General features: G+C 31.2%; 25 protein-coding genes, 1 pseudogene and 1 riboswitch. Of the genes and pseudogenes, 6 read left to right on the top strand and 20 right to left on the bottom strand.

The window, feature by feature from the left end; genetic code table 11:
• Nucleotides 1-8: 8 nt before the first annotated feature.
• From KCTC32516_RS06080 to KCTC32516_RS06065, 4 genes are all read right to left on the bottom strand, one after another.
• Nucleotides 9-1,028, bottom strand: coding sequence for a homocysteine S-methyltransferase family protein (locus KCTC32516_RS06080; protein WP_301402736.1), 1,020 nt, complete (start codon nt 1,026-1,028; stop codon nt 9-11).
• 41 nt (nt 1,029-1,069) lie between these two features.
• Complete coding sequence (locus KCTC32516_RS06075) at nt 1,070-2,236, bottom strand: trans-sulfuration enzyme family protein (protein ID WP_301402698.1); 1,167 nt, start codon at nt 2,234-2,236, stop codon at nt 1,070-1,072.
• Between the two features lie 101 nt (nt 2,237-2,337).
• Complete coding sequence (gene thrA / locus KCTC32516_RS06070) at nt 2,338-5,739, bottom strand: bifunctional aspartate kinase/homoserine dehydrogenase I (RefSeq protein ID WP_301402697.1); 3,402 nt, start codon at nt 5,737-5,739, stop codon at nt 2,338-2,340.
• 59 nt (nt 5,740-5,798) lie between these two features.
• Nucleotides 5,799-7,091, bottom strand: a complete 1,293-nt coding sequence (locus tag KCTC32516_RS06065; RefSeq protein WP_301402696.1) for an O-acetylhomoserine aminocarboxypropyltransferase/cysteine synthase family protein — start codon at nt 7,089-7,091, stop codon at nt 5,799-5,801.
• Between the two features lie 122 nt (nt 7,092-7,213).
• A riboswitch (SAM riboswitch) is annotated at nt 7,214-7,338 on the bottom strand.
• 342 nt (nt 7,339-7,680) lie between these two features.
• On the opposite strand from KCTC32516_RS06065, the gene metK reads away from it, so the two are divergent.
• A complete protein-coding gene (gene metK / locus KCTC32516_RS06060; protein WP_301402695.1) occupies nt 7,681-8,937 on the top strand; it encodes a methionine adenosyltransferase in 1,257 nt (418 codons plus the stop codon).
• A gap of 360 nt (nt 8,938-9,297) precedes the next feature.
• Here metK and KCTC32516_RS06055 read toward each other — a convergent pair whose 3' ends face one another.
• Genes KCTC32516_RS06055 through KCTC32516_RS06035 form a run of 5 tightly spaced genes read right to left on the bottom strand, consistent with a single transcriptional unit; the run spans nt 9,298 to nt 11,619 of the window.
• Entirely contained in the window at nt 9,298-9,627 is a 330-nt protein-coding gene (locus KCTC32516_RS06055) for a YnfA family protein (RefSeq protein WP_301402694.1), read from the bottom strand.
• Nucleotides 9,628-9,663: 36 nt separating this feature from the next.
• Entirely contained in the window at nt 9,664-10,329 is a 666-nt protein-coding gene (locus KCTC32516_RS06050; protein WP_301402693.1) for a thioredoxin family protein, read from the bottom strand.
• A 12-nt stretch (nt 10,330-10,341) separates the two neighbouring features.
• Nucleotides 10,342-10,872, bottom strand: a complete 531-nt coding sequence (locus KCTC32516_RS06045; RefSeq protein ID WP_301402692.1) for a TlpA disulfide reductase family protein — start codon at nt 10,870-10,872, stop codon at nt 10,342-10,344.
• Nucleotides 10,873-10,874: 2 nt separating this feature from the next.
• Nucleotides 10,875-11,135 carry a SelT/SelW/SelH family protein gene (locus tag KCTC32516_RS06040; RefSeq protein ID WP_301402691.1) on the bottom strand — a complete coding sequence of 87 codons (261 nt, stop codon included), beginning with the start codon at nt 11,133-11,135 and terminating at the stop codon, nt 10,875-10,877.
• Nucleotides 11,136-11,166: 31 nt separating this feature from the next.
• On the bottom strand, nt 11,167-11,619 hold the full coding sequence (locus KCTC32516_RS06035; RefSeq protein ID WP_301402689.1) for a hypothetical protein: 453 nt from the start codon (nt 11,617-11,619) through the stop codon (nt 11,167-11,169).
• Between the two features lie 90 nt (nt 11,620-11,709).
• Here KCTC32516_RS06035 and KCTC32516_RS06030 point away from each other — a divergent pair, with 90 nt between their 5' ends.
• Nucleotides 11,710-12,114, top strand: coding sequence for a MerR family transcriptional regulator (locus KCTC32516_RS06030; protein WP_301402688.1), 405 nt, complete (start codon nt 11,710-11,712; stop codon nt 12,112-12,114).
• Nucleotides 12,115-12,270: 156 nt separating this feature from the next.
• Here the strand turns inward: KCTC32516_RS06030 and KCTC32516_RS06025 are convergent, their stop codons facing one another.
• Nucleotides 12,271-13,023 (bottom strand): hypothetical protein, encoded by a 753-nt coding sequence (locus KCTC32516_RS06025; protein WP_301402687.1) that lies wholly within the window; start codon nt 13,021-13,023, stop codon nt 12,271-12,273.
• A 110-nt stretch (nt 13,024-13,133) separates the two neighbouring features.
• Between KCTC32516_RS06025 and KCTC32516_RS06020 the strand changes: the two are divergent.
• The 4 genes and pseudogenes from KCTC32516_RS06020 to rpe form a co-directional block, all read left to right on the top strand.
• Nucleotides 13,134-13,247 (top strand): annotated as a pseudogene (locus tag KCTC32516_RS06020) (winged helix-turn-helix domain-containing protein); the annotation flags it as partial.
• A gap of 69 nt (nt 13,248-13,316) precedes the next feature.
• A complete protein-coding gene (locus KCTC32516_RS06015; RefSeq protein ID WP_301402686.1) occupies nt 13,317-13,931 on the top strand; it encodes a deoxynucleoside kinase in 615 nt (204 codons plus the stop codon).
• A 282-nt stretch (nt 13,932-14,213) separates the two neighbouring features.
• Nucleotides 14,214-15,077 carry a sigma-70 family RNA polymerase sigma factor gene (locus KCTC32516_RS06010; RefSeq protein WP_301402685.1) on the top strand — a complete coding sequence of 288 codons (864 nt, stop codon included), beginning with the start codon at nt 14,214-14,216 and terminating at the stop codon, nt 15,075-15,077.
• Nucleotides 15,078-15,442: 365 nt separating this feature from the next.
• On the top strand, nt 15,443-16,093 hold the full coding sequence (gene rpe, locus KCTC32516_RS06005) for a ribulose-phosphate 3-epimerase (RefSeq protein WP_301402684.1): 651 nt from the start codon (nt 15,443-15,445) through the stop codon (nt 16,091-16,093).
• 54 nt (nt 16,094-16,147) lie between these two features.
• Here the strand turns inward: rpe and KCTC32516_RS06000 are convergent, their stop codons facing one another.
• The 10 genes from KCTC32516_RS06000 to KCTC32516_RS05955 all read right to left on the bottom strand — a co-directional run bounded on the left by KCTC32516_RS06000 (nt 16,148) and on the right by KCTC32516_RS05955 (nt 21,688).
• On the bottom strand, nt 16,148-16,768 hold the full coding sequence (locus KCTC32516_RS06000; RefSeq protein WP_301402683.1) for a hypothetical protein: 621 nt from the start codon (nt 16,766-16,768) through the stop codon (nt 16,148-16,150).
• A gap of 6 nt (nt 16,769-16,774) precedes the next feature.
• On the bottom strand, nt 16,775-17,476 hold the full coding sequence (locus KCTC32516_RS05995) for a formylglycine-generating enzyme family protein (RefSeq protein WP_301402682.1): 702 nt from the start codon (nt 17,474-17,476) through the stop codon (nt 16,775-16,777).
• Nucleotides 17,477-17,490: 14 nt separating this feature from the next.
• Nucleotides 17,491-18,432 (bottom strand): formylglycine-generating enzyme family protein, encoded by a 942-nt coding sequence (locus KCTC32516_RS05990; protein ID WP_301402681.1) that lies wholly within the window; start codon nt 18,430-18,432, stop codon nt 17,491-17,493.
• Between the two features lie 12 nt (nt 18,433-18,444).
• Nucleotides 18,445-18,669, bottom strand: coding sequence for a hypothetical protein (locus KCTC32516_RS05985; RefSeq protein ID WP_301402679.1), 225 nt, complete (start codon nt 18,667-18,669; stop codon nt 18,445-18,447).
• 65 nt (nt 18,670-18,734) lie between these two features.
• The gene (locus KCTC32516_RS05980) at nt 18,735-19,346 is read right to left on the bottom strand and encodes a hypothetical protein (RefSeq protein WP_301402678.1); all 612 of its coding nucleotides are present in this window, start codon (nt 19,344-19,346) and stop codon (nt 18,735-18,737) included.
• Between the two features lie 16 nt (nt 19,347-19,362).
• Nucleotides 19,363-19,794, bottom strand: a complete 432-nt coding sequence (locus KCTC32516_RS05975; RefSeq protein ID WP_301402677.1) for a hypothetical protein — start codon at nt 19,792-19,794, stop codon at nt 19,363-19,365.
• Nucleotides 19,791-20,000: a hypothetical protein gene (locus tag KCTC32516_RS05970; protein ID WP_301402675.1), complete on the bottom strand. Its 210-nt coding sequence runs from the start codon at nt 19,998-20,000 to the stop codon at nt 19,791-19,793. The genes KCTC32516_RS05975 and KCTC32516_RS05970 overlap by 4 nt, the downstream gene beginning before the upstream one ends.
• Nucleotides 20,001-20,153: 153 nt before the next feature.
• Nucleotides 20,154-20,591 (bottom strand): hypothetical protein, encoded by a 438-nt coding sequence (locus tag KCTC32516_RS05965; RefSeq protein ID WP_301402674.1) that lies wholly within the window; start codon nt 20,589-20,591, stop codon nt 20,154-20,156.
• Between the two features lie 29 nt (nt 20,592-20,620).
• On the bottom strand, nt 20,621-20,797 hold the full coding sequence (locus KCTC32516_RS05960) for a hypothetical protein (RefSeq protein WP_301402672.1): 177 nt from the start codon (nt 20,795-20,797) through the stop codon (nt 20,621-20,623).
• 99 nt (nt 20,798-20,896) lie between these two features.
• Nucleotides 20,897-21,688: a LuxR C-terminal-related transcriptional regulator gene (locus tag KCTC32516_RS05955; protein WP_301402671.1), complete on the bottom strand. Its 792-nt coding sequence runs from the start codon at nt 21,686-21,688 to the stop codon at nt 20,897-20,899.
• Nucleotides 21,689-21,824: the final 136 nt, after the last annotated feature.

Below are 21,824 nucleotides of genomic sequence, written 5' to 3'. Positions count from 1 at the left end.
CTTTCATTTTAATGAAACCTTTCGACCGCACTCAAGGTGACAATATTTCGTGGTTTGTATTTAGCGGAAATCTTCGCAATAACACGAATATGTTCTGGAGTTGTACCACAACATCCTCCTATAATATTGATTAAATCTCTCTTTAAATATTCTTCTATTTGTTCTCCCATTTCTTCTGGAGTTTCATCATATTCTCCAAATGCATTTGGTAATCCTGCATTTGGATGTGCAGAAATTGCGAAATCCGTTTTATTGGCAATTGCTTCTAAATGAGGCTGCAATAAGTTTGCGCCTAATGCACAATTAAATCCGACAGACAATAATGGAATATGAGATACTGAAATTAAAAAAGCTTCTGCAGTTTGACCAGACAATGTTCTTCCTGAAGCATCCGTTATTGTTCCGCTTAACATAATCGGAATGTCACTATTTTTTTCTTCTTTTACTTGTTCAATCGCAAACAAAGCTGCTTTTGCATTTAAAGTATCAAAAACAGTTTCTACCAATAACAAATCGACTCCACCATCAACCAACGCTTCCACTTGTTGTTTATAGGCAATTCGTAATTCATCAAAAGTTACTGCTCTGTAACCAGGGTCATTAACATCTGGAGACATACTTGCAGTTCTGTTTGTCGGTCCAATTGAACCTGCTACAAAACGAGGTTTATTTGGTTCTCTTTTTGTAAATTCATTCGCAACTTCTTTGGCTATTTTTGCTGATTGATAATTCAACTCATACACCAAATTTTCTAGTTGATAATCTGCCATCGCAATGGTAGTCCCAGAAAATGTGTTGGTTTCAATGATATCTGCACCAGCTTCAAAATATTTTGCATGAATCTCTTTTATAGCTTGTGGTTGTGTAATTGAAAGCAAATCGTTATTTCCTTGTAAAGGAGTTGGATACTCTTTAAATCGCTCACCTCTAAAATCTTCTTCAGAAAATTTATAGGCTTGCAACATGGTTCCCATTGCGCCATCTAACACAAGGATTCTTTTTTGGAGTTCTTCTTTTACATCATACATCATTTTATTTTTTAAAGTTCTCGACTGCGCTCGAACAGACATTATAAGTCTAAAGCTTGTTTTAAATCGTTTATAATATCGTTTACGTGTTCTAATCCGACAGAAACTCGAACCAATCCGTCAGTAATTCCAGATTCTAATCTATCTTCTAAAGATAATTTACTGTGTGTTGTACTCGCAGGATGTGTAACAATGGTTCTTGTATCTCCTAAATTTGCTGATAATGAACAAAGCGCAACGGCATTTAAAAAATTTCTCCCTTTTTCAATTCCTCCTTGCACTTCAAAAGCAATAATATTTCCCCCTAAAAGCATTTGCTTTTTTGCAATTTTATACTGCGGATGCGATTTTAAAAAAGGATATTTTACCAGATTTACTTTTGGATGCGTCTCTAAAAACTCAGCAACTTTTAACGCATTTTCGCAGTGCTTTTCTACTCTTACCGCCAACGTTTCCAAACTTTTTGACAACACCCACGCATTAAAAGGAGACATTGCCGGACCCGTATTTCTTGAAAACAAATAAATTTCTCGAATCAATGCTGATTTCCCAACGGCTACTCCGCCCAAAACTCTTCCTTGCCCGTCTATTAATTTTGTTGCCGAATGAATCACAATATCAGCGCCAAAATCAATTGGGTTTTGCAAATATGGTGTTGCAAAACAATTGTCTATCACCAATAATAAATTGTGTTTTTTTGCGAGTTGCCCAAGAAGTTCTAAATCTAAAATATCTACAGCTGGGTTAGTTGGCGTTTCTGCATATAAAATTTTTGTGTTTGGCTGAATTAAACTTTCAATTTTATCAACTTCATTTACTCTAAAATAACTGGTTTCAATATTCCATTTTGGTAAATATTTTGTAAATAAGGTGTGTGTAGAACCAAAAACAGAGCGACAAGAAACCACATGGTCTCCTGCATTTAACAATGCTCCAAAAGTTGAAAACACAGCTGCCATTCCTGTTGCAAAAGCATAACCCCCTTCTGCTTTTTCCATGGCAACAATTTTATTGACAAATTCTGTGGTATTCGGATTTGAAAATCGGCTGTATAAATTCTTTTCTTTTTCTTCTGCAAACGAAGCTCGCATATCTTCTGCATCATCAAATACAAAACTTGAAGTAAGATATAACGGCACAGAATGTTCAGAAAATTGTGATTTTTCTGTTTGACTTCTAATGGCTTCTGTTTCGAAATGGTGTTTCATTATTTTTTTTTTAATGTTAGATAGCTACGCTACTAGAATCAGGAACCTAGATTTTTATGCTTAAACAAGAACTGTCTTTCTTCTTGATTCTTTTTTTCTTTTTAATTATTATTTTTTGCCAATCGTAAAATATCTCCAAAAACACCGCGAGCGGTCACTTTTGCTCCAGCGCCAGCTCCCTGAATCACAATAGGTTGTTCTCCATACGATTCTGTGTAAATCTCAAAAATAGCATCCGAACCCTTTAAAGAACCTAAAGGAGAACTTTGTGGAACCGACTCTAGTTTTACATTTAACTCTCCTTTATTTTGAAATAAATTTCCCGACAAATCGCCAATATATCTCAATACATGATTTTCTTTTTGTGCTAATTTCTTCTCTTGAAACGTGCTATCTAATTGATTTAAATTGAATAAAAACGCATCAGAAGAAATTTCTCTAAACTCGGTTGGAATTAAATTTTCAATTACAATATCTTCAAACTCGTTTTCTAAATCGAGTTCTCGAGCTAGAATCAATAATTTTCTTGCAACATCATTTCCGCATAAATCTTCTCGCGGATCTGGCTCTGTAAATCCTAAATCAATTGCTTCTTGTAAAATCGTTGAAAATGGAACATCATCCGAAGAAAATTGATTGAATAAATAACTTAACGAGCCCGAAAAAACACCTCTAATTCTGGTGATATTTTCTCCAGATTCGTGCAGTAGTTTAATGGTATCAATCAAAGGTAATCCTGCACCAACATTGGTTTCGTACAAATATTCTTTTTTGTATTCCTTCAACTTACCTCTCAATTCTTTATAAAAAGAAAAAGAAATGGTATTGGCAATTTTATTGGATGAAACCAAATCGAATCCAGCTTCTACTAACGGAATATAATTTGCAACAAAATCGGCATTCGCCGTATTATCAACCGCTATTAAATTTTCTAAATGATGTTGTTTGGCAAACTGAATTACTGCTTCAATAGAACTGTTTTCTGTTCCTTTTTCTAACAATTCGTTTTTCCAATTTTTAGAAACCCCTTTTTCGTTTAAAATTACTTTTGTTGAGTTTGCAATCGCAAAAATATTTAATTGAATTTTTCGTCGTTCTAAAATCGATTTTGTGTTTTCTATTATCTGATTGATTAAGGTTCCGCCGACCAATCCTTTTCCGAAAACAGCAATATTTACTTTTTTAGCAATGCCAAAAACTTGTCCGTGAATTACATTTACAGCTTTATGTAATTGTTCTTTTTTCACCACTAAACTCACGTTCTTTCCAGTAATCGTATTGTTGAATAATAACGGTACAATTTGATTTTTTATCAACGCGTTATACGGATGATGAAACTCGCTTAAATCTTGACCAATAATTGAAATTACTGCCACATGATCAACAATAGAAATCTGATGTACATCTTGTGTATAAAAATCATTTTCGAATTCTTTTTCGAGTGCCAAAACTGCTTCGGTTGCCTTATTTTTATTGATAATTAAACCTATTCCTCTTTCTGAAGATCCTTGAGAAATGATACTTACGCTAATATTTCTATCACTCAAAGTTTTAAAAATTCTTGCATCAACACCCACTTTTCCTAGCAAACCTCTGCCTTCAAAATTGATGAGTGCAATATCTTCTAAAACAGAAATAGATTTGATCCCTTTTTCAGTAGCTTTTGATGTAATTAAAGTTCCTTTGTCATTTTTATTAAAGGTATTTAAAACCCGTAAATTGATGTTTTTCTCTAACAACGGAATGATTGTTTTTGCGTGTAAAATGGTTGCTCCGAAATTTGCCATTTCATTCGCTTCAGAAAACGATAATTGTTCAATTTTTTTTGCGTCAGTCACCAAATCTGGATTTGCAGTAAAAATTCCGTTTACATGCGTGTAATTTTGCAACTCTTCTGCATCTAAATAATTCGCCAATAAAGCCGCCGTATAATTACTTCCGTTTCTACCTAATGTTGTTGTTTGATTTTTGAGATTAGCTCCGATAAAACCCGTGATAACAAGTACCTCAGTCTGATGCTCTTTAAAATAATGCTGTACTTTTTCTTTCGAAATTTTGTTGATAGGTTGTGCATTTCCAAAAATTTCATCGGTAATTATCAATTGTCTTGCATCAACTGCATGGGCGTTGATATTGCGTTCTTTTAATAAACTTTCAATCAGTTTAACAGATAACAATTCGCCTTGCGCCAAGACTTCATCTTTAATTTTCTGACTATAATCTTCTAACAATTGTACACCTTCAAAAATGGTATCTAGCTTTAAAAATTCTTTTGAAAAATCTACTTGTACATTGGTTTCTAATTGATACTTTTTAAACGTTGCTAACTGCTCTTTATACGATGTATTACTTGCTGCTTTCTCTAAAATTTCTTCTAATTCGTCTGTAGAGTCTCCTCTTGCAGAAGCTACAACTGTGATATTTTCTCCAGCTTCAATTTTACTTGCAATAATATTTATGGCATTTTGTAATCCTTCTCCATTTGCCAAAGATTTCCCACCAAATTTTAATACTTTCATGTTGTTTTTGTTCAAACCTTTATTAAATATCGGTTCAATAATTTTTTGTAATTGTTTGTATTCTATTAAAAAAGCATCGTGTCCGTGTACCGAATTAATTTCGTTGTACGTAACATTTGCTTTTGTAATTGCTAATTTCTGATGCGTTTCTTTATTTTCTTCCGCCGTAAAAAACAAATCTGAATTCACGCCAACAATATGAATCGCCGCTTCAATACGATCTAAAATTTCAACTCCTTTTTTACCATTATTGGTTACATCAATTGATTTTAATAGTTGATTCATCAATTTATAAGAGGATAATTGATAACGTTCTTGCAATTTTTTCCCGTGATGTAACAACCAACTTTCTACATTAAATATTTTTAATTCATCATTTTTTGAGCGCTGAAAACGTTCTTTAAAAGAGGCTGGAGTTCTGTAACACAACATGGCGTGCATGCGTGCATCGTGAACTGGATTCCTAGAATTTATTAAAAATTGTTCTTGAATCTGACAATTTGCAATCAACCAATCAGTCGATTTCCAATCGGTTGCAACCGGAATAAAATGTTGTGTGATTTTTGGATTTAAAACGACCATTTCCCAAGCAATTCCACCACCTAAAGAACCTCCAATCAAACCAAAAAGTTGTTCAATTTGTAACTCTTTTAATCCGATTAAAAACAGTTTCGCAATGTCTCTTGCAATAAAATTTTTATAATCATCAATCACAAAACCATCAAAACCATTTCCAGGAATGTTAAAAGCCAAAACCGTGTAATTATTCGTGTCAATCGCTTTATTTTTTCCGATTAAATCTTTCCACCAACCCTTTTCCCCAGCAACATTACTATCACCAGTTAATGCGTGATTTACCAATACCGCAGGAGCGGTACCCAATTCTTTTCCGAACAATTGATAACTTAATTGAATGTTTTTGAATTGAATTCCACTTTCTGTAGCATAATTAAGAACTTTAATAAAAGGCACATTCCTTTTCATCTTCTTTCTATGTTTTTTAAAAGACCTCACTAGTTTTTAAAACCTGTGAAGTCTAAAATCTATACCAAAACTTCTTGCTGAATCTTTGCAAACGCTTCTTGTAAATCTGCTTTTAAATCCTCTACATCTTCCAAACCAACAGACAATCGAATTAAATCTTGAGAAACTCCAGCATTTTTTTGTTCTTCTTCTGACAATTGCTGATGCGTTGTGCTCGCAGGATGAATAATTAATGACTTGGTATCGCCAATATTTGCCAATAATGAAAATAATGTTGTGTTATCTGCTATTATTTTTGCGGATTCAAATCCGCCTTTTACTCCAAAAGTTACCAAGCCACTTTGTCCGTTTGGCAAATATTTATCTGCTAAATTTTTATATTTGCTACTTTCTAACCCAGGGTAATTTACCCAAGCAACCTCGGCTTGTTCTTCTAACCATTTTGCCAATGCTAATGCGTTTTGGGAATGTTGTTGAATTCTAATTGGTAATGTTTCTAATCCTTGAATAATATTAAACGCATTTGTTGGACTTAATGCGCCACCAAAATCACGCAATCCTTCTAAAATTAATTTAAAAGTATAAGATGCTGCGCCTAAAGTTTCGTAATATTTTAAACCGTGATATCCTGCTGAAGGTTCTGTAAATTCAGGAAACTTACCATTTGCCCAATTAAAAGTTCCCGCATCAATAATTGCTCCTCCTAACGAAGTTCCTTGTCCGCCAATATATTTTGTTAGCGAATGAATTACAATATCTGCACCATGTTCAATAGGTTTTACCAACACTGAAGTTGCTACTGTATTATCTACAATAAAAGGAACTTTTGCTGCTTTTGCATGAACAGAAATTGCTTTTAAATCTAAAACATCTAATTTTGGATTTCCTAAAGATTCTACAAAAAATGCTCTTGTATTTTCTTGTACAGCAGCTGCAAAATTAGTTGGATTATCAGCATCAACAAAAGTGGTTGTAATTCCTAATCTCGGTAAAGTTACATTTAACAAATTATAGGTTCCGCCATACAAACTACTTGAAGCCACAATATGATCTCCGGCTTTTAAAAGTGTAAGCAATCCTGTTGCAATTGCTGCTGTTCCTGAAGCAAAAACTACGGCTCCAACTCCACCTTCTAAAGCCGCTAAACGATCTTGCAAAATTTGATTTGTAGGATTGTTTAATCGCGTGTAAATAAACCCTAATTCTTTTAATGAAAAAAGATTTGCTGCATGTTCTGAATTGTTAAAAACATACGAGGTTGTTTGATAAATAGGAACAGCCCTTGCTCCTCCATGTTGCTGAACATCATGTCCGGCGTGCAACGCATTGGTTGCGAATTTTTGTGTACTCATTTTTCTTGTTTTTTGAGTTAATAAATGATTAAATCAAAAGTCAAATGCATCAATAAATTGATGTACTTACTAGAAAAATGTTATAAAGAATTATTACAAGTACTCGTCAGTAATTGTTTTTTGAGTTATCTATCCAATTTCTGATAAATGAATCTGAAATTAAGTAGAATTTAGCACCTTCTTCACTAAGTGTAAAGGGTTGCTAAGGCTTCATCGGGTCTAATCCCTCTGCCTTTCTTGATAACATTGTCAATAAGTGATGAACTTTCTGAGTGCAAATATTCAGTAAGAAAAAATTAATATCCTAATTTATTGCTGCTTTTTTTATTTTTTTTGATATCATTTAATTTTCTATTTACATGTTTTTTAACACAATTCATTTTTTAGTGTCAATTTTAGCTGTACCTTTGTAGTCGATATTTCGAGGAAAAATTTGAACTGATTGCAACCTCTTGTACTGAACTAGTTTCAGTACCTTCTGAAATAAATTCAGAATGACAAAAAAGCTAAAGCAGTAATTATCTACTCCTTTTTAGCGACCAAGCAATCTCTTTTTATTTTTCAATTCATTTAAAAAAAGAAGAATACTATGTCATACTTATTTACTTCTGAATCCGTTTCAGAAGGTCACCCAGATAAAGTAGCCGATCAGATTTCTGATGCTTTAATCGATAATTTTTTAGCTTTTGATCCTGCATCAAAAGTTGCTTGTGAAACTTTGGTTACCACAGGACAAGTTGTGTTGGCTGGAGAAGTAAAATCAAATACCTATTTAGATGTTCAACAAATTGCACGAGATGTAATTAACAAAATTGGATACACAAAAAGTGCCTACATGTTTGATGGGAATTCTTGTGGAGTTTTCTCTGCAATACACGAACAATCACCTGATATTAATCAAGGAGTTGACAGAGCAAACAAAGAAGAGCAAGGCGCTGGAGATCAAGGAATGATGTTTGGTTACGCAACTGATGAAACAGAAAATTACATGCCTTTGGCGTTAGAATTATCGCATCGCTTGTTGATTGAGTTGGCCGAATTAAGACGCGAAAATAAAGACATTACCTATTTACGTCCAGATGCAAAATCTCAAGTAACTATTGAATATTCTGATGATAATATTCCGCAAAGAATTGATGCCATTGTTGTTTCGACTCAGCACGATGATTTTGATGAAAGTGACGAAGTGATGTTAGCAAAAATTAAATCTGACATTGTAAACATTTTAATTCCGAGAGTCATTGCAAAATTACCTGCAGATATTCAAGCACTATTTACCGATAAAATTACATATCACATCAACCCTACAGGAACATTTGTTATTGGTGGACCACATGGTGACACTGGATTAACAGGACGAAAAATTATTGTTGATACCTACGGTGGAAAAGGCGCTCACGGTGGTGGAGCTTTTTCTGGAAAAGACCCTTCTAAAGTGGATAGATCTGGAGCCTATGCAACAAGACATATTGCTAAAAATTTAGTTGCCGCAGGAGTTTGTAAAGAAGTTTTGGTACAAGTTTCGTATGCAATTGGAGTTGCAAAACCAACAAGTATTAATGTTGAAACCTACGGAACATCCACCTTAAGTTTAACAGACGGAGAAATTAGTAAAGTTGTGGAAAGTATTTTTGATATGCGCCCATACTTTATTGAGCAACGTTTAAAATTAAGAACACCTATTTATTCTGAAACTGCTGCTTACGGACATATGGGAAGAACTCCAGAAGTAAAAACAGTAACATTTTCTAACCCAATGGGAGAAACCGTTTCGCAAGAAGTAGAAACGTTTACTTGGGAAAAATTAGATTATGTAGATAAAGTAAAAGAAGCGTTTGGTTTCTAGAAAACTAAACACCATATATTAAAAACCTCAAACACATTTGTTTGAGGTTTTTTGTTTTATAGCGAAATAACAATTTAGCTTGTTTCTAAATTCATTTTTCGGTAACTTCGCTAACGTTTGATATAAAACATTAAAACGTTCGATATCATTAAAGTTAGCTTTAATGCTGGAAAAATTGCCGAAACTAAACAACTTTAGCAAGATTGAGCATTTAGTGTTGGAATGAAAAATTCCAAGCCGAAAAAATAACTTTACGTTACAATAAAAACTCCGAAAAAGTGTGTTTTCACACTTTTTCGGAGTTTTGTTTATTCTGTTGAATTGAATAGCTTGTATATATTTAAGATTTTATATTCTTTTTCAATTTCTCGGTGCGTAATAAATAATGGCAACTCCCAATAAAGCAATTAATGCTCCGATAATATCGTATTTGTCAGGCGAGTAATTGTCAAATTTCATTGACCATAATAGCGACATTACAATAAAAACCCCACCATAAGTGGCATACACTCGGGCAAAATTTTGAGTCTGAAAAGTGGCTACAACGCCATACAAGGCAAGAATTATTCCACCTATAACTCCATACCAAACTGATTTGCCTTCTTTTAGCCAAATCCAAATTAGATAGCCACCTCCTATTTCACAAAACCCTGCAAGGATAAATAAAGGGATTGATTTTAATACTGACATTTTTTTAATAATTTTCTCCCTACAATATCCAAAACTTTACCGAATTATACCACAACCTATTGCTTTTGTTTTTGTGATTTTTGGCTTTTTACCAGCAATTAAAGCATCAACAGCATCTTCAACATATCTTTTAGTAACGCCACTTGGGTCTTGAGCATTGTCATCCATAGCTCCTATGTAAGCCACTTTGTTTCCCTGACTTGTATTTTCAAGTACAAAAAAATGCGGAGTGTTTGTAGCACCATATTGAGGGAATATTTTTTGCCCTACATCTAACAGAAAAGGGAAAGTAAACCCTTTTTTCTTTGCCAAAATTTGCATATTTTCATAGCTATCTGCTTCATATTTTTCAGGATTAGTTGGGTTAATAGCTATTACCGGATATCCTTTTGATTTGTATTTTTTATCCAATGCAACTATCCTATCTTCATAAGCCTTTGAAAATGGGCAGTGAGTTGCTGTGAAAACAACAATAAATCCTTTCGCGTCTTTATAATCTGCCAATGACACCATTTTTCCGTCAATATTTTTCAATTTAAAATCGGTAGCTATATCTCCAATATCATAACCGTAACTTTTTTGGGTGTTTTTAATTTTCGCTTGAGACACCTGTCCGTTATTTTGTGGTTTAGCACAGCATCCAGAATCGTTACAAGACACATTAATTAATAACAATGGGAGTAATATTTTTAATAGATTCATTTTTTTTAAATTTTAGTGGTTATTTATTTCTGTTTTTAATTCATTATATGTAAAAGGTTTTGAATAAAATTTTCTATGATTTTTATTGTAAATTAAAGTAGCAGGCACAGCTCCTGTCCAATCTTTATCTATTTTTGAAATCCAAGAATTTGCATCTGGTTCATTGAGTAGTATTACTTTTGATTTTATTCCTTTTTTTTGAATAAATGGAATAAGTTGAGTTTTAATTTTATTAGCAAAATCCAAACTTACCAATATTATTTTTACTTTTTTATTGCTGTATTCTTCATTTATTTTTTCAAAATTTGGTAATTCTTTTACACAAGGAACACACCAAGTCGCCCAAAAATTAACTACATAAGTAGTGTCATTTTTTTGATTTAAAAAAGGCTTGAAGTTTTCAAAATTGTAAACTTCAATTGCAATTCCTTCTTGTTTAACTGTTTCAAGAGGTTTTCTTGCAAAAGATAGCGTTTTACTTTTTTTAGTTTCGCAACTCGAAATTAAAATCATTAGTACCGAAATAAAAATGAATTGCTTCATATTTATAACCCTTTTTTTTCTTTAATCAAATCAACTAATTCTCCAGTATTGGGATAGCGATTTAATACGGTTTTTGAAAAAATTATTTCATCATCAACTTTAATGTCAAAAACTCCTTTACTGCCTGTAATTAAGGCTAATTGATTAATGTTATGCTGAAAATTTTTAATTAGTGATGTTGTTTCCTTAATTGCATAATCGCTGTAATCACAAGGTACACAATATTCTATGCTAATATTAAATTTATTTGATGTAGTATCCATTTTTGTTTTTTTTAATTATTATGTTTTAGTTTTATTGACCTTTAGCCTCTTTTTTAGGAAACATTAAAAGGCTTGTTCGCCATATTATAACTGCAAATAAAGCGTGTGGAATTAACGAGGCAACAATAAGTTTTGGGCTTATTGCCAAACCGAAAAATCCCCATCCTAAAACAGGAAAGAAAATTGTTAAGACCCCTATCCATAGAGCCAAAGCAAGCCAAATGGCGTTAATAAAATTTCTTTTCTTAAAAAACGTAATGTAAATTACTGACCAAAAAGTAACATATAATGTGTGAAAAAGAAGCCCTAACGGTAGAGGTGCTTTTGGTAAAAAAAGTTGGACAAATGCTAAACCTACTGGTTTTGGGAAAGGAGAAATACCTGTTTTAGTGGCAATTACCATTACAATTGAAATTGCGACAGAGGTAATTACGCCTGCTCCAATGGCTCTTGGATAATTTGTTTTTCTTTGTGTTGCTTCCATTTTTTTTGAATTATTTATTTATATTTACAAATATATACATTGGAGTATAGTCTATGGTTATTAAAAATAATGTTAAATTTTATTTAAAATATGTTAATAGGAGAATTATCTAATAAAACAGGGCTTTCAAGAGACACCATTCGTTTTTATGAAAAGAAAGGATTAATTGCTAAAGGTAAAAAAGAGCATCAGTTCAATAATTATAAAGAATATTCGGAAAAAACAGAGAATCGGTTACAAGCTGTAAAATTGATTAAAAGTTTTGGGTTTACCCTAAATGAAGTGGCTGAATTATTGGATATGATTGATGTTAATGAAGCCACTTGCAATAACATTTCAGAAAAGATTGAAGAAAAGGTTAACTTATTGGACGAAAAAATTAGAGATTTAGTCAATATTCGCACTTCACTTTTAGGAGCATTAAAAAGTTGTAAAAGTACATCGTGCAACCCCTTAAAACCAGAAGATAATTGTGCTATAATAGTCGGGAAATAACAGGTAAAGCACTAAAAGCTAACAACGTATATAAAAAATTGCTGGTGTTGTGCTAAAACAAAGGTCGTTGCACGTTTACTACGTCTGATTTTCCTTCGGAAAATCCTCGCACGCAAACACGCAACTTTCCATATACAAACACGTTAGCGAAACCTTTTAATTCTCCGTCAATTTTCTAATACTTTTCATTCTTGCCCAAGCAATTTTGTGTCGTTGTTTATACAACCACAAACTACCTAAATCTAATAAAAAATAGAACAAGCTAATTCCGCTTGGCGGGTTTGCACTTTTTAAAAATGGAATTGTATTCCAAGCCGTTTCTGGCCAAAACCAACATTGGTAATTTGTACCAATAATTTCTAAAAAAGCAACAGCAATGTACATACTTAAATAAAACAAACGTTCTCTTGGCTTATTTCTCAGTAAGAAGATTACGAGCAAAGACATTACAAACCCGAAGACATCACCAGCAAAAATTAAAAATAGTGTGGCGTAGACTAGTATAAAAATGGTAAATATTTTTTCTAGAAGTTTTCTATATGTTTTAACAACAGCATCTTTACAAAAATACATGGTTGTTATCAATACAATTGCATGGCCTGGCGGAACATAATGTGGTACATTTCCTAATCGATAGGTGTACATTCCTAATCCGATAGAAAATAAATGCTCGCCAATATACCCAATAATAACTGCGTAAATCATCTGTTCTCTTAACCTAGAAGCAGAACGATAATATAAAATTGCAAAACCAATTAGCATTACAAAAGTTGCCAAGTGCTGAGTCTGTGGAAAAATAGCCGACATGTATGTGCTATCTAAAAAAAGCCCAAAAACCATAAACAGAAATAAATATCCTAAGGTTTTAAAAAAGGAAGCAAATAAAGCAGTTGCAATTTTAAAATTCATTTGACGAAAATACGCACAAATTCGAATTAAAAAAAGCGAATATTTAATGCTTTTGTGAGACTAATGTATTCTTATTCTAAAAAATATTTAATTATAAAAATGAATGCTTATTTTATACCAGAAGCATGGATATTTTTATCGCGAAGCTCAGAAAAAAATTACAAGTAGACGAAAATGTTCAAATTATAAACGTAAGAGGCTATGGTTATAAATTGATTTGTTAAATGCATTGCTAATTCTAAAATTTGATTAACTTTATCGACCCTTTTAAAATCTTTTAGAAAAAATAAATTATGCATGTAGCCATTGCAGGAAATATTGGAGCAGGAAAAACCACTTTAACCAAATTATTAGCCAAACATTACAACTGGAAACCTCATTTTGAATCTGTTGATGAAAATCCGTACTTAGATGATTTTTACGCAGAAATGGAACGTTGGTCTTTTAACTTACAAGTTTTCTTTTTAAATAGTCGGTTTAGACAAATCTTAGAATTAAGAGAAACTGGTAAAAAAATAATTCAAGACAGAACCATTTATGAAGATGCACATATTTTTGCGCCAAATCTTCACGCAATGGGATTAATGACCAATAGAGATTTTAAAAATTACAGTTCTTTATTTGAGTTGATGGAAAAATTAGTAACTCCACCAGATTTATTAATCTACTTACGTTCAAGCATTCCCAATTTAGTTGGGCAAATTCATAAAAGAGGAAGAGATTACGAAAACTCTATTAGCATAGATTATTTAAGCAGATTAAACGAACGTTATGAAGCTTGGATTTCTACCTATAAAAAAGGAAAGTTATTAATTATAGATGTAGATAATTTAGATTTTGTAGACAATCAAGAAGATTTAGGCTATATTATTGATAGAATTGATGCTCAAATAAACGGATTGTTCTAATCAAAAATAAGTCAAAAATAAAAAGCCATTTACATTAGTAAATGGCTTTTTGGTTTTTTGATAGAAATCCCCCAATACCTATCGGAGAGCAATTTACAAAAAATAATTGAAACATAATAAATAAAAAAAAAACCATTAAAAAAAAACCATTATCGTTGCTTAAAAAAGCATCATTTTATAAATTAAAAAAATAAATCTTTATTTTTTGTAACATAAACTGATTATTGAGCGTATAAGGGTATGTAGAGTGCTGTTGCTCTTTAATAAAACCAGTAAAATAGAATGAGACAACTTAAAATTACCAAGCAGGTTACTAATAGAGAAACTGCATCATTAGATAAATATTTACAAGAAATAGGGAAGGTTGATTTGATTACTGCCGATGAAGAAGTAGAATTAGCACAACGTATAAAAGCCGGAGATCAAATCGCTTTAGAAAAGTTAACAAAAGCTAATTTACGTTTTGTTGTTTCGGTAGCAAAACAATATCAAAATCAAGGATTAACTTTACCAGATTTAATAAATGAAGGTAATTTAGGATTGATTAAAGCGGCAAAACGTTTTGATGAAACTCGTGGATTTAAATTTATCTCGTATGCCGTTTGGTGGATTCGTCAATCTATTTTACAAGCATTGGCAGAACAATCTAGAATTGTCCGTTTGCCGTTAAACAAAATTGGCTCTATCAACAAGATCAATAAAATGTACGCTTTCTTAGAACAAGAAAACGAACGTCCACCAAGTGCAGAAGAAATTGCTAAGAAATTAGACATGACTGTAAATGACGTAAAAGAATCAATGAAAAATTCTGGTCGCCACGTCTCAATGGATGCACCATTAATTGAAGGAGAAGACTCTAACTTATACGATGTATTAAATTCAGGTGAATCTCCAAATCCAGACAGAGCGTTATTGCACGAATCTTTACGAGTAGAAATTTCTAGAGCTTTAGAAACACTAACTCCAAGAGAAGCAGATGTAGTAAAATTATACTTTGGTTTAGGGGAACACCAACCAATGACTTTAGAAGAAATTGGTGAAACGTTCGATTTAACTCGTGAGCGTGTTCGTCAAATTAAAGAAAAAGCAATTCGCAGATTAAAACATACATCAAGAAGTAAAATTTTAATGACGTACCTTGGTTAGTCGTTATTTATAAATAAAACTGTAAAACTCTCGAAATTATTTCGGGAGTTTTCTTTTTGAAGCTATTTCCTGCTTTTCGTTATATCTTTTTCACTTCTGTTCTCGACCTGTCTGCCGACAGGCAGGTACTAATTTTTCATTCTTCAAAATTCACTCGAACTGACAGTAAAAAAGGATGCCACTTCAATCAGGGCTAAACCTCTCTTAAACTTTTCTGCTTTATCAAATAGAAATAAAGTCAGTTTTACTATGTGTCTATGTGTCGCATTTTTTAATAAATTATTGTTGTATTTTTAAGGGATTGGGTCGTTCCATACAATGACAAATTAATTACCTTTGCAAAATAACAACACAACAACAAACAAATGAACAAGTTAATAGCACCTTCAATTTTAGCGGCAGATTTTGCCAATTTACAACGCGACATCGAAATGGTAAACAATAGTGAAGCCGATTGGTTTCATATTGATATTATGGACGGCGTTTTTGTGCCAAATATTTCTTTTGGAATGCCCGTTTTAAAAGCAATTTCTAAACATGCTACAAAAACAATTGATGTACATTTAATGATTGTAGATCCTGATAGATATATTACAACTTTTGCCGATTTAGGCGCTAATATTTTAACAGTACATCACGAAGCTTGTACCCATTTACACAGAACAATTCAAGCTATAAAAGCAGCAGGAATGAAAGCAGGAGTTGCTTTGAATCCGCACACGCCAATTGCCGTTTTAGAAGATGTCATTGCTGATTTAGATTTGGTGTGTATTATGAGTGTCAATCCTGGTTTTGGCGGACAATCATTTATAGAAAACACCTACAAAAAAGTAAGTCAGTTAAAACATTTAATAGAGTTTTCAAACTCCAATTGTCAAATTGAAATTGATGGCGGAGTAACAGATCAAAATGCAAATGCATTGGTTGAAGCTGGTGCTGATGTTTTGGTTGCCGGGAGTTTTGTTTTTAAAAGTGATAATCCGACAGCAACAATTGCTAATTTGAAAGCTTTATAAAATTAAATCCTTTTAAAAATAAAAAAGCAAGTAAAATTTATTACTTGCTTTTTTTTAAGCCATATTTATTTTTTTAATTTCCTTTTCTAGCGTATTCAGTTTTTTTAAAAGGGCATCTCGGTTTTTAGCAGACTTAATCCATTGTGGAAGGTTTGTAATCATAGAATACTTATGCCTATCATTATCTTCTCTTAATTTAGACGCGATATATTCTTTTAAATATTTTAAATGCTCCAAATTATAAACCCATAAAAAATGCTTTTTAAAATTAATCTGAAGCCATAAATCTAATCCGAAATAAGGGTCGATAGATTTGTCTTTTCGATATCGATACCATTTTAATTGATATTCTTTTTCTTTCTTACAAGCCTCACATTTTATTTGAGTAGTCTTTGTTCTTTTTTTTTCTGGTTTGGTAGCATGAACAATACTGCTACCACAAAAACCGCAAGGTATCGTTAAAAAGCCTTGATAATATCCGTGCCACTCTTTTGAGTACTTTTTTATAACTCCGCAACTTGTACAAGTAAACGTAGATTTGTGATCATGAGGAAATGGAATTATATATTTACCCAACGTTGTTTTAACGATTCCAACACCATTACATTCATTACATTTAACAACTATTTTTTCGCTAAAAAACACTGTTGGATATGGCGGTTGTGTAAATCTCATTAATTATTATTCTTTCTTTTTCTTATTTAAATACAACTCAAATTCTTTAGCATAAACAACCATTCTAAAACCTAGATCTTTTTGTTTTCGATCCATATTTATTGCTTTTTTAGTAGTAACTTTTACATGGTTTGCATCTTCAAAAAAACTTCCGCCAACAATAAATGTATCAAAACCTTTTAACCGTTGCTCTGTCCACTCCCAAACATTACCAACCATTCCATATATACCTAATTCATTTGGTTGCATGCAACTTGTGCAATTTGGTTTTTCTTTTGAGTTCCCTATATAAACCACATAGTCATTAGGCAAGGCTTTATGATATATATAATTATCATTGTCAAAATTCCCTCCTCTTGCTGCAAACTCCCATTCTTCTTTTGTAGGAAGCCTAAAGTGAAGTTTATAAATTGATTGTAACCATCTACAATAAGCCTGAGCATCAGAATAAGCAACGTTGACCACAGGTCTTTTTAAGTCTAAATCTTTAGGTATTTGTTTATTTGAAGCTCTTAAAAACCTTAAATAATCCATTCCGCTTACCTCAAATCGATACATATAAAAAGTTGCTATTTTTTGCTCATACACTTGTGAACTATCTCTAGAATACTCTTTATAAATCCCTTCTTTTACATACGCAAAATGAGCGGGAATGTTGAGTTGAGCGTTGAGCTGTAAACAACACGCATAAAAAAAAAGTAAATTCAATTTTAGTTTCATATCTATTTAAATAAATCAAGGTTTCTTTTGTTGATTAACTTCTCAAGTTTTTTAATAAGTTTTACATCGTTCTTTGCAAAAGGAAACGCTACTATTTTATGCTCCAAATTGTTTTTTGAATTCGCGTATTCCAAACAGCAAAATTCTAATTTTAACTTTCCGAAATCAATTTTCACAATATCATGCTGTTGTTTCCATAAAATTTCTCCATCATTTAAATAAAGTCCATAAGGCTCTACTCTAATATTAGTATATTCTGGAAATAGTTTTTTCAGAATCTCATCTACCTTAAAGGCAAACTCGTATTTCTTCATTTCATTTACATCCATAACCAACCGAAAACCAACATCTATTAACTTTAAACTTGGACTAATTGCAAAGGTATTTTCTTTCAAATTTTTATTAGAATCATCTGCATAACTACCGCCTTTTAAAATGTTGAATTCTTTGTCCTTTAAAGTAGATGTCCACTCCCAAACGTTGCCATTCATTCCGTAAATTCCATTTTTATTTGGGCTAGCGCAATCTGTACAGATTGGAATTTCTTTAGATATATGTATTTGTTTTTGATTGCTGTCTTCAGCTAACATCCATTCTATTTCTGTTGGCAATCTAAATTGAACCTGAAATACATCGGTCATCCAGTTAGTGTAGCTCAAAGCATCTTTATAGGAAACTAAAACCATTGGTAAAGTCTTATTTTTCCACCCATAATTAGGTGGTTCTGGTAATTTAAGACCTAAAAACCGAAGATAGTCTTGATACTCTTTTACACTTACTACAAACTTAGAAATATAAAAATGATACTGTTTTCCTAAAGTGTCTTTTTGTATTTCTACAAAATCTGAGGCAATATTTTCTTTTTGAGCATACAATTGACTGTTTAAAAAACAAAGTAGCACAAATAAAATATGATGTCTAATATGATGACCTGCTTTTATCACTTTAAAAAATTGTTACTCATTCTTTGGTGTTTCTTCTTTAATGCCTGCACCATAATTAAATGCCTTTCTTTTTAAATTACGAAACCAAGCGTACAAGCGTAAAGCAAAAGGTAAAATCAACCAGATCCACCAATATTCTAAAAAGAATTTTTTTGTCAAATCGAAACCATCTATATACCAACCAACTCCATGAACAATTATAAATAATACAACTGTCCACATAACATTCGTTTTCATTTTTTTTATCATCTTAAACGAGTTTTAAATTTGTAATTATCTATTTTAAAGTTTATTTCTTTTTACTAAAAAGTTTCTTTCTTTTTAACCCGCTTAGGGTACAAAGTTTGTAGATGTTTGATGGCTTTATTGAAACGCACTACAAAATCTTGTTCAGGATCTTTAGATACAAATCTAACATCAACTGAAGTAATTTCCTTTTGGTTCCGATATTTTTTAGTATAAATTCTATTAGCCAATCTTTTTGTTTTTATCACTTTTCTTCCGTATTTATTTACAGACTCATATTCTACTCTTTTATATCCTGTTTCCTCCCATCTTTCATTTATACTACATTCTTTACAATACTTCTCTAGATTAAACTTAAAATTATATACCTTGTAACCATAACTATCTTTATACTCTATCATCCTGATGTCTTTTATTGCCCAAATTGGAATTGTTATTTTTTTTAATCCATTAATTGTAAAAACACCCTCACTGTATTTGTAGTTAATAATTAAATTATTTCCATCTAACTTAAATGTTGGTTTTTTATAGCTCAAAAAATTATTAGTTGTAAAATTTTTAGAATATAATTTTAATTTATCTAAAATCCATTTCTCTGTCTCCTGTTTAGTTTGAGAATAGGAGTTTATAACGAATAGTAGTGTTAGTAATAAAAATAATTTTTTCATCCCCCGATATTTATATTTATTTGTCATTACATACATACGTAAATCTTCTATTAAAATTAATCGCATAGTCTATATTTCTGTTATTATTGTAATATGCAACTTCTCTATTTAATGCCTTTACCGCAGCTGATTTCTTTTCAAAGACATTAATATTATTACCTAATTTATACTTTAAATTTGACCTATATCTTGCTCTAAACCAATCGTGAAATTGAATTTGAATGGCTGTTCTTTGAGACGACCCAACATAATTCTTATTCCAATTACAAGTAACTGATTTTACTTCAGAAAAAATCAACCTATTTCCATTTCTTGGATATGTTGCTATTTTAAAATAATAGTAGACTTTAAATGATTCTAAAGACTCTTTATTGTGAGCATCTTCTTGTCGATGAACACCAAGTAAAATCAATAAGAAAGCACAACTTAACGTTAAATATAATTTCATTTTGAGCTTTTTATTTTCTTAATTATCTTATATTTTCTACTTGTTCCTGTGGCATCTGCCTTTATCAATTTTATATTGGTTAATTGTAAACTATTGATATTCTTTTTATATACATCTGCTAATGCATTCTCTCTTACCTCTTTTAAAACACTAAAAGTCTCTCCAAAGCATCCAGAAAAATTACCAATAATATATTTTAAAGTCACTTTCCCTAATTTTCGGTTTCTTGTTTTGTTTGAGAATAAGAGCTTGCAATTATAAAAAATGTTACTCCTAAAAAAATGTTTTTCATGCTATAATATTAAACAATTTTAAACTTCTATATAAACTATAGGAATTCAAATAAAAATATTTATCATTTAATATGACCTATAATGTACTTGCTTGTATCCGTGTTTACTTTCAACCCAATTCCAGTTTCGCATTCCTAAACTCTTTTTTGCATTTCTTAAAGCTTCAGTTTTATTAAAGCCAAATCCAGCTCCATAAGTATATTTATCACAGCCTTGGTATTTTGTTTTTACTTCAATAATCACTAAGTGATTTCCTTTTTCAGCTTTCCAACCATTCTGTTCAACCGAAACCCTAATTAAGTTTGGATAGTCTCTTTTTACTCTATCTCTTGCTGATTTATTTGCACTTGATGAAGAATTTCCAGTATAAATTTGATACCCTAAATCTGTATCAGTTGAGTATTGACAACTTGTTTTACCAACTGCAAATGCTACAACAATGTGCTTTTGAGCGTTTATAATGCCGGTAGACATTAAGACAAGAAAAATGATTATTTTTTTCATAAAATTGTGTTTTAAGTATTAATTTATAATTAGAATATGTTATATAATCTTGCTTTTGAATGAGAACTAACTTTAAATTCGTAATTTAAATAGGTTTCTAAATCTTGTTTAATGGTAGCGTTTCTTATAAAAGAAACATTCGTTGCATACTCTGGACCTCTTTGAGAAAAACCTAAAAAAGTAATTAAGGCAAAAGAAAATGTCAAAATAAACTTATATTTTATATTACAATAATTCATATTTTATCAATAAGCAACTAAAATAAAAAAGATCGTTTATTAAAAAAATACCCTTTAATAGGTATTTTAAATAAACCCTTTACTTAGCAAATCTGCCACCAACTCTAGTGTATTCTTTGCTTTTGTTTTTCTTAAAATATTTCTTCTATGTGTTAAAACTGTTTGAGGAGATATAAATAATTTATTAGAAATATCTTTTGTGCTAAAACCTTTTACTAAAAAATTAATAATCTCAAATTCTCTTTTTGTAAAAGGATGTCCCTCTGCATTTATATTGAACGGGACATAATCGTCAAAAGGATTTTCTTTAAAAACATCTATTTCGGGGTAAGACAATTCTCCATCCAACCCAAAAAATGATAATTTATAATTATTTAAAGAAGTTAAGTGGTTAATATTTGTAAAGGAGTCAAAAACCTTTAATAAAGAACCTTTTTCATCTACCTTTAGGGTAATGATTTGCAATAAAAACAACTTATAACTATTGTCTTTGGTTTTTAATCTTAAACAATAATTTATTTTATAGCTTGTTATTTTATTAGGCTTAACAATTTTTGTTAAAAAATAAGCTATTAAATCTTCGCATTTTACAAAAAATTGTACATCTCCTGGGTGTAAAATCTCTAAAAAGTTTGCTAGCTCTAAGTTTTCTGGTTTTATCCCTAAAATTTCTTGAATAGAATCACTCACAAAATCTATAGTAAGCGTAGGAGAATCTATTATAAAATAAAAATTTGGACCAGGACAAAAAAGGTCAGTCAGTTGCTTTTTAATATTGAAGTTTTCTAATTGAATAGATTTGCCTCCAAGATACTTATTGTGTGATTTGTATACATTAGTTAATGTATTGTAATCCAACTTCATGGCTTTGATATTATTTGATGAAAATAAATATACAAATTTTTAATTTATTTTTTGTTCCTCTTTTTTATACTAAAAAAATTAGTTCAACTAAAAAACCAAAGCTTTCGCTTTGGTTTTTATAAATTCTTAA

The sequence above is a fragment of the Polaribacter huanghezhanensis genome, assembly GCF_030444335.1.
Classification (GTDB): Bacteria; Bacteroidota; Bacteroidia; order Flavobacteriales; family Flavobacteriaceae; genus Polaribacter; species Polaribacter huanghezhanensis.
This window is presented reverse-complemented; position numbering and strand designations above follow the sequence as displayed.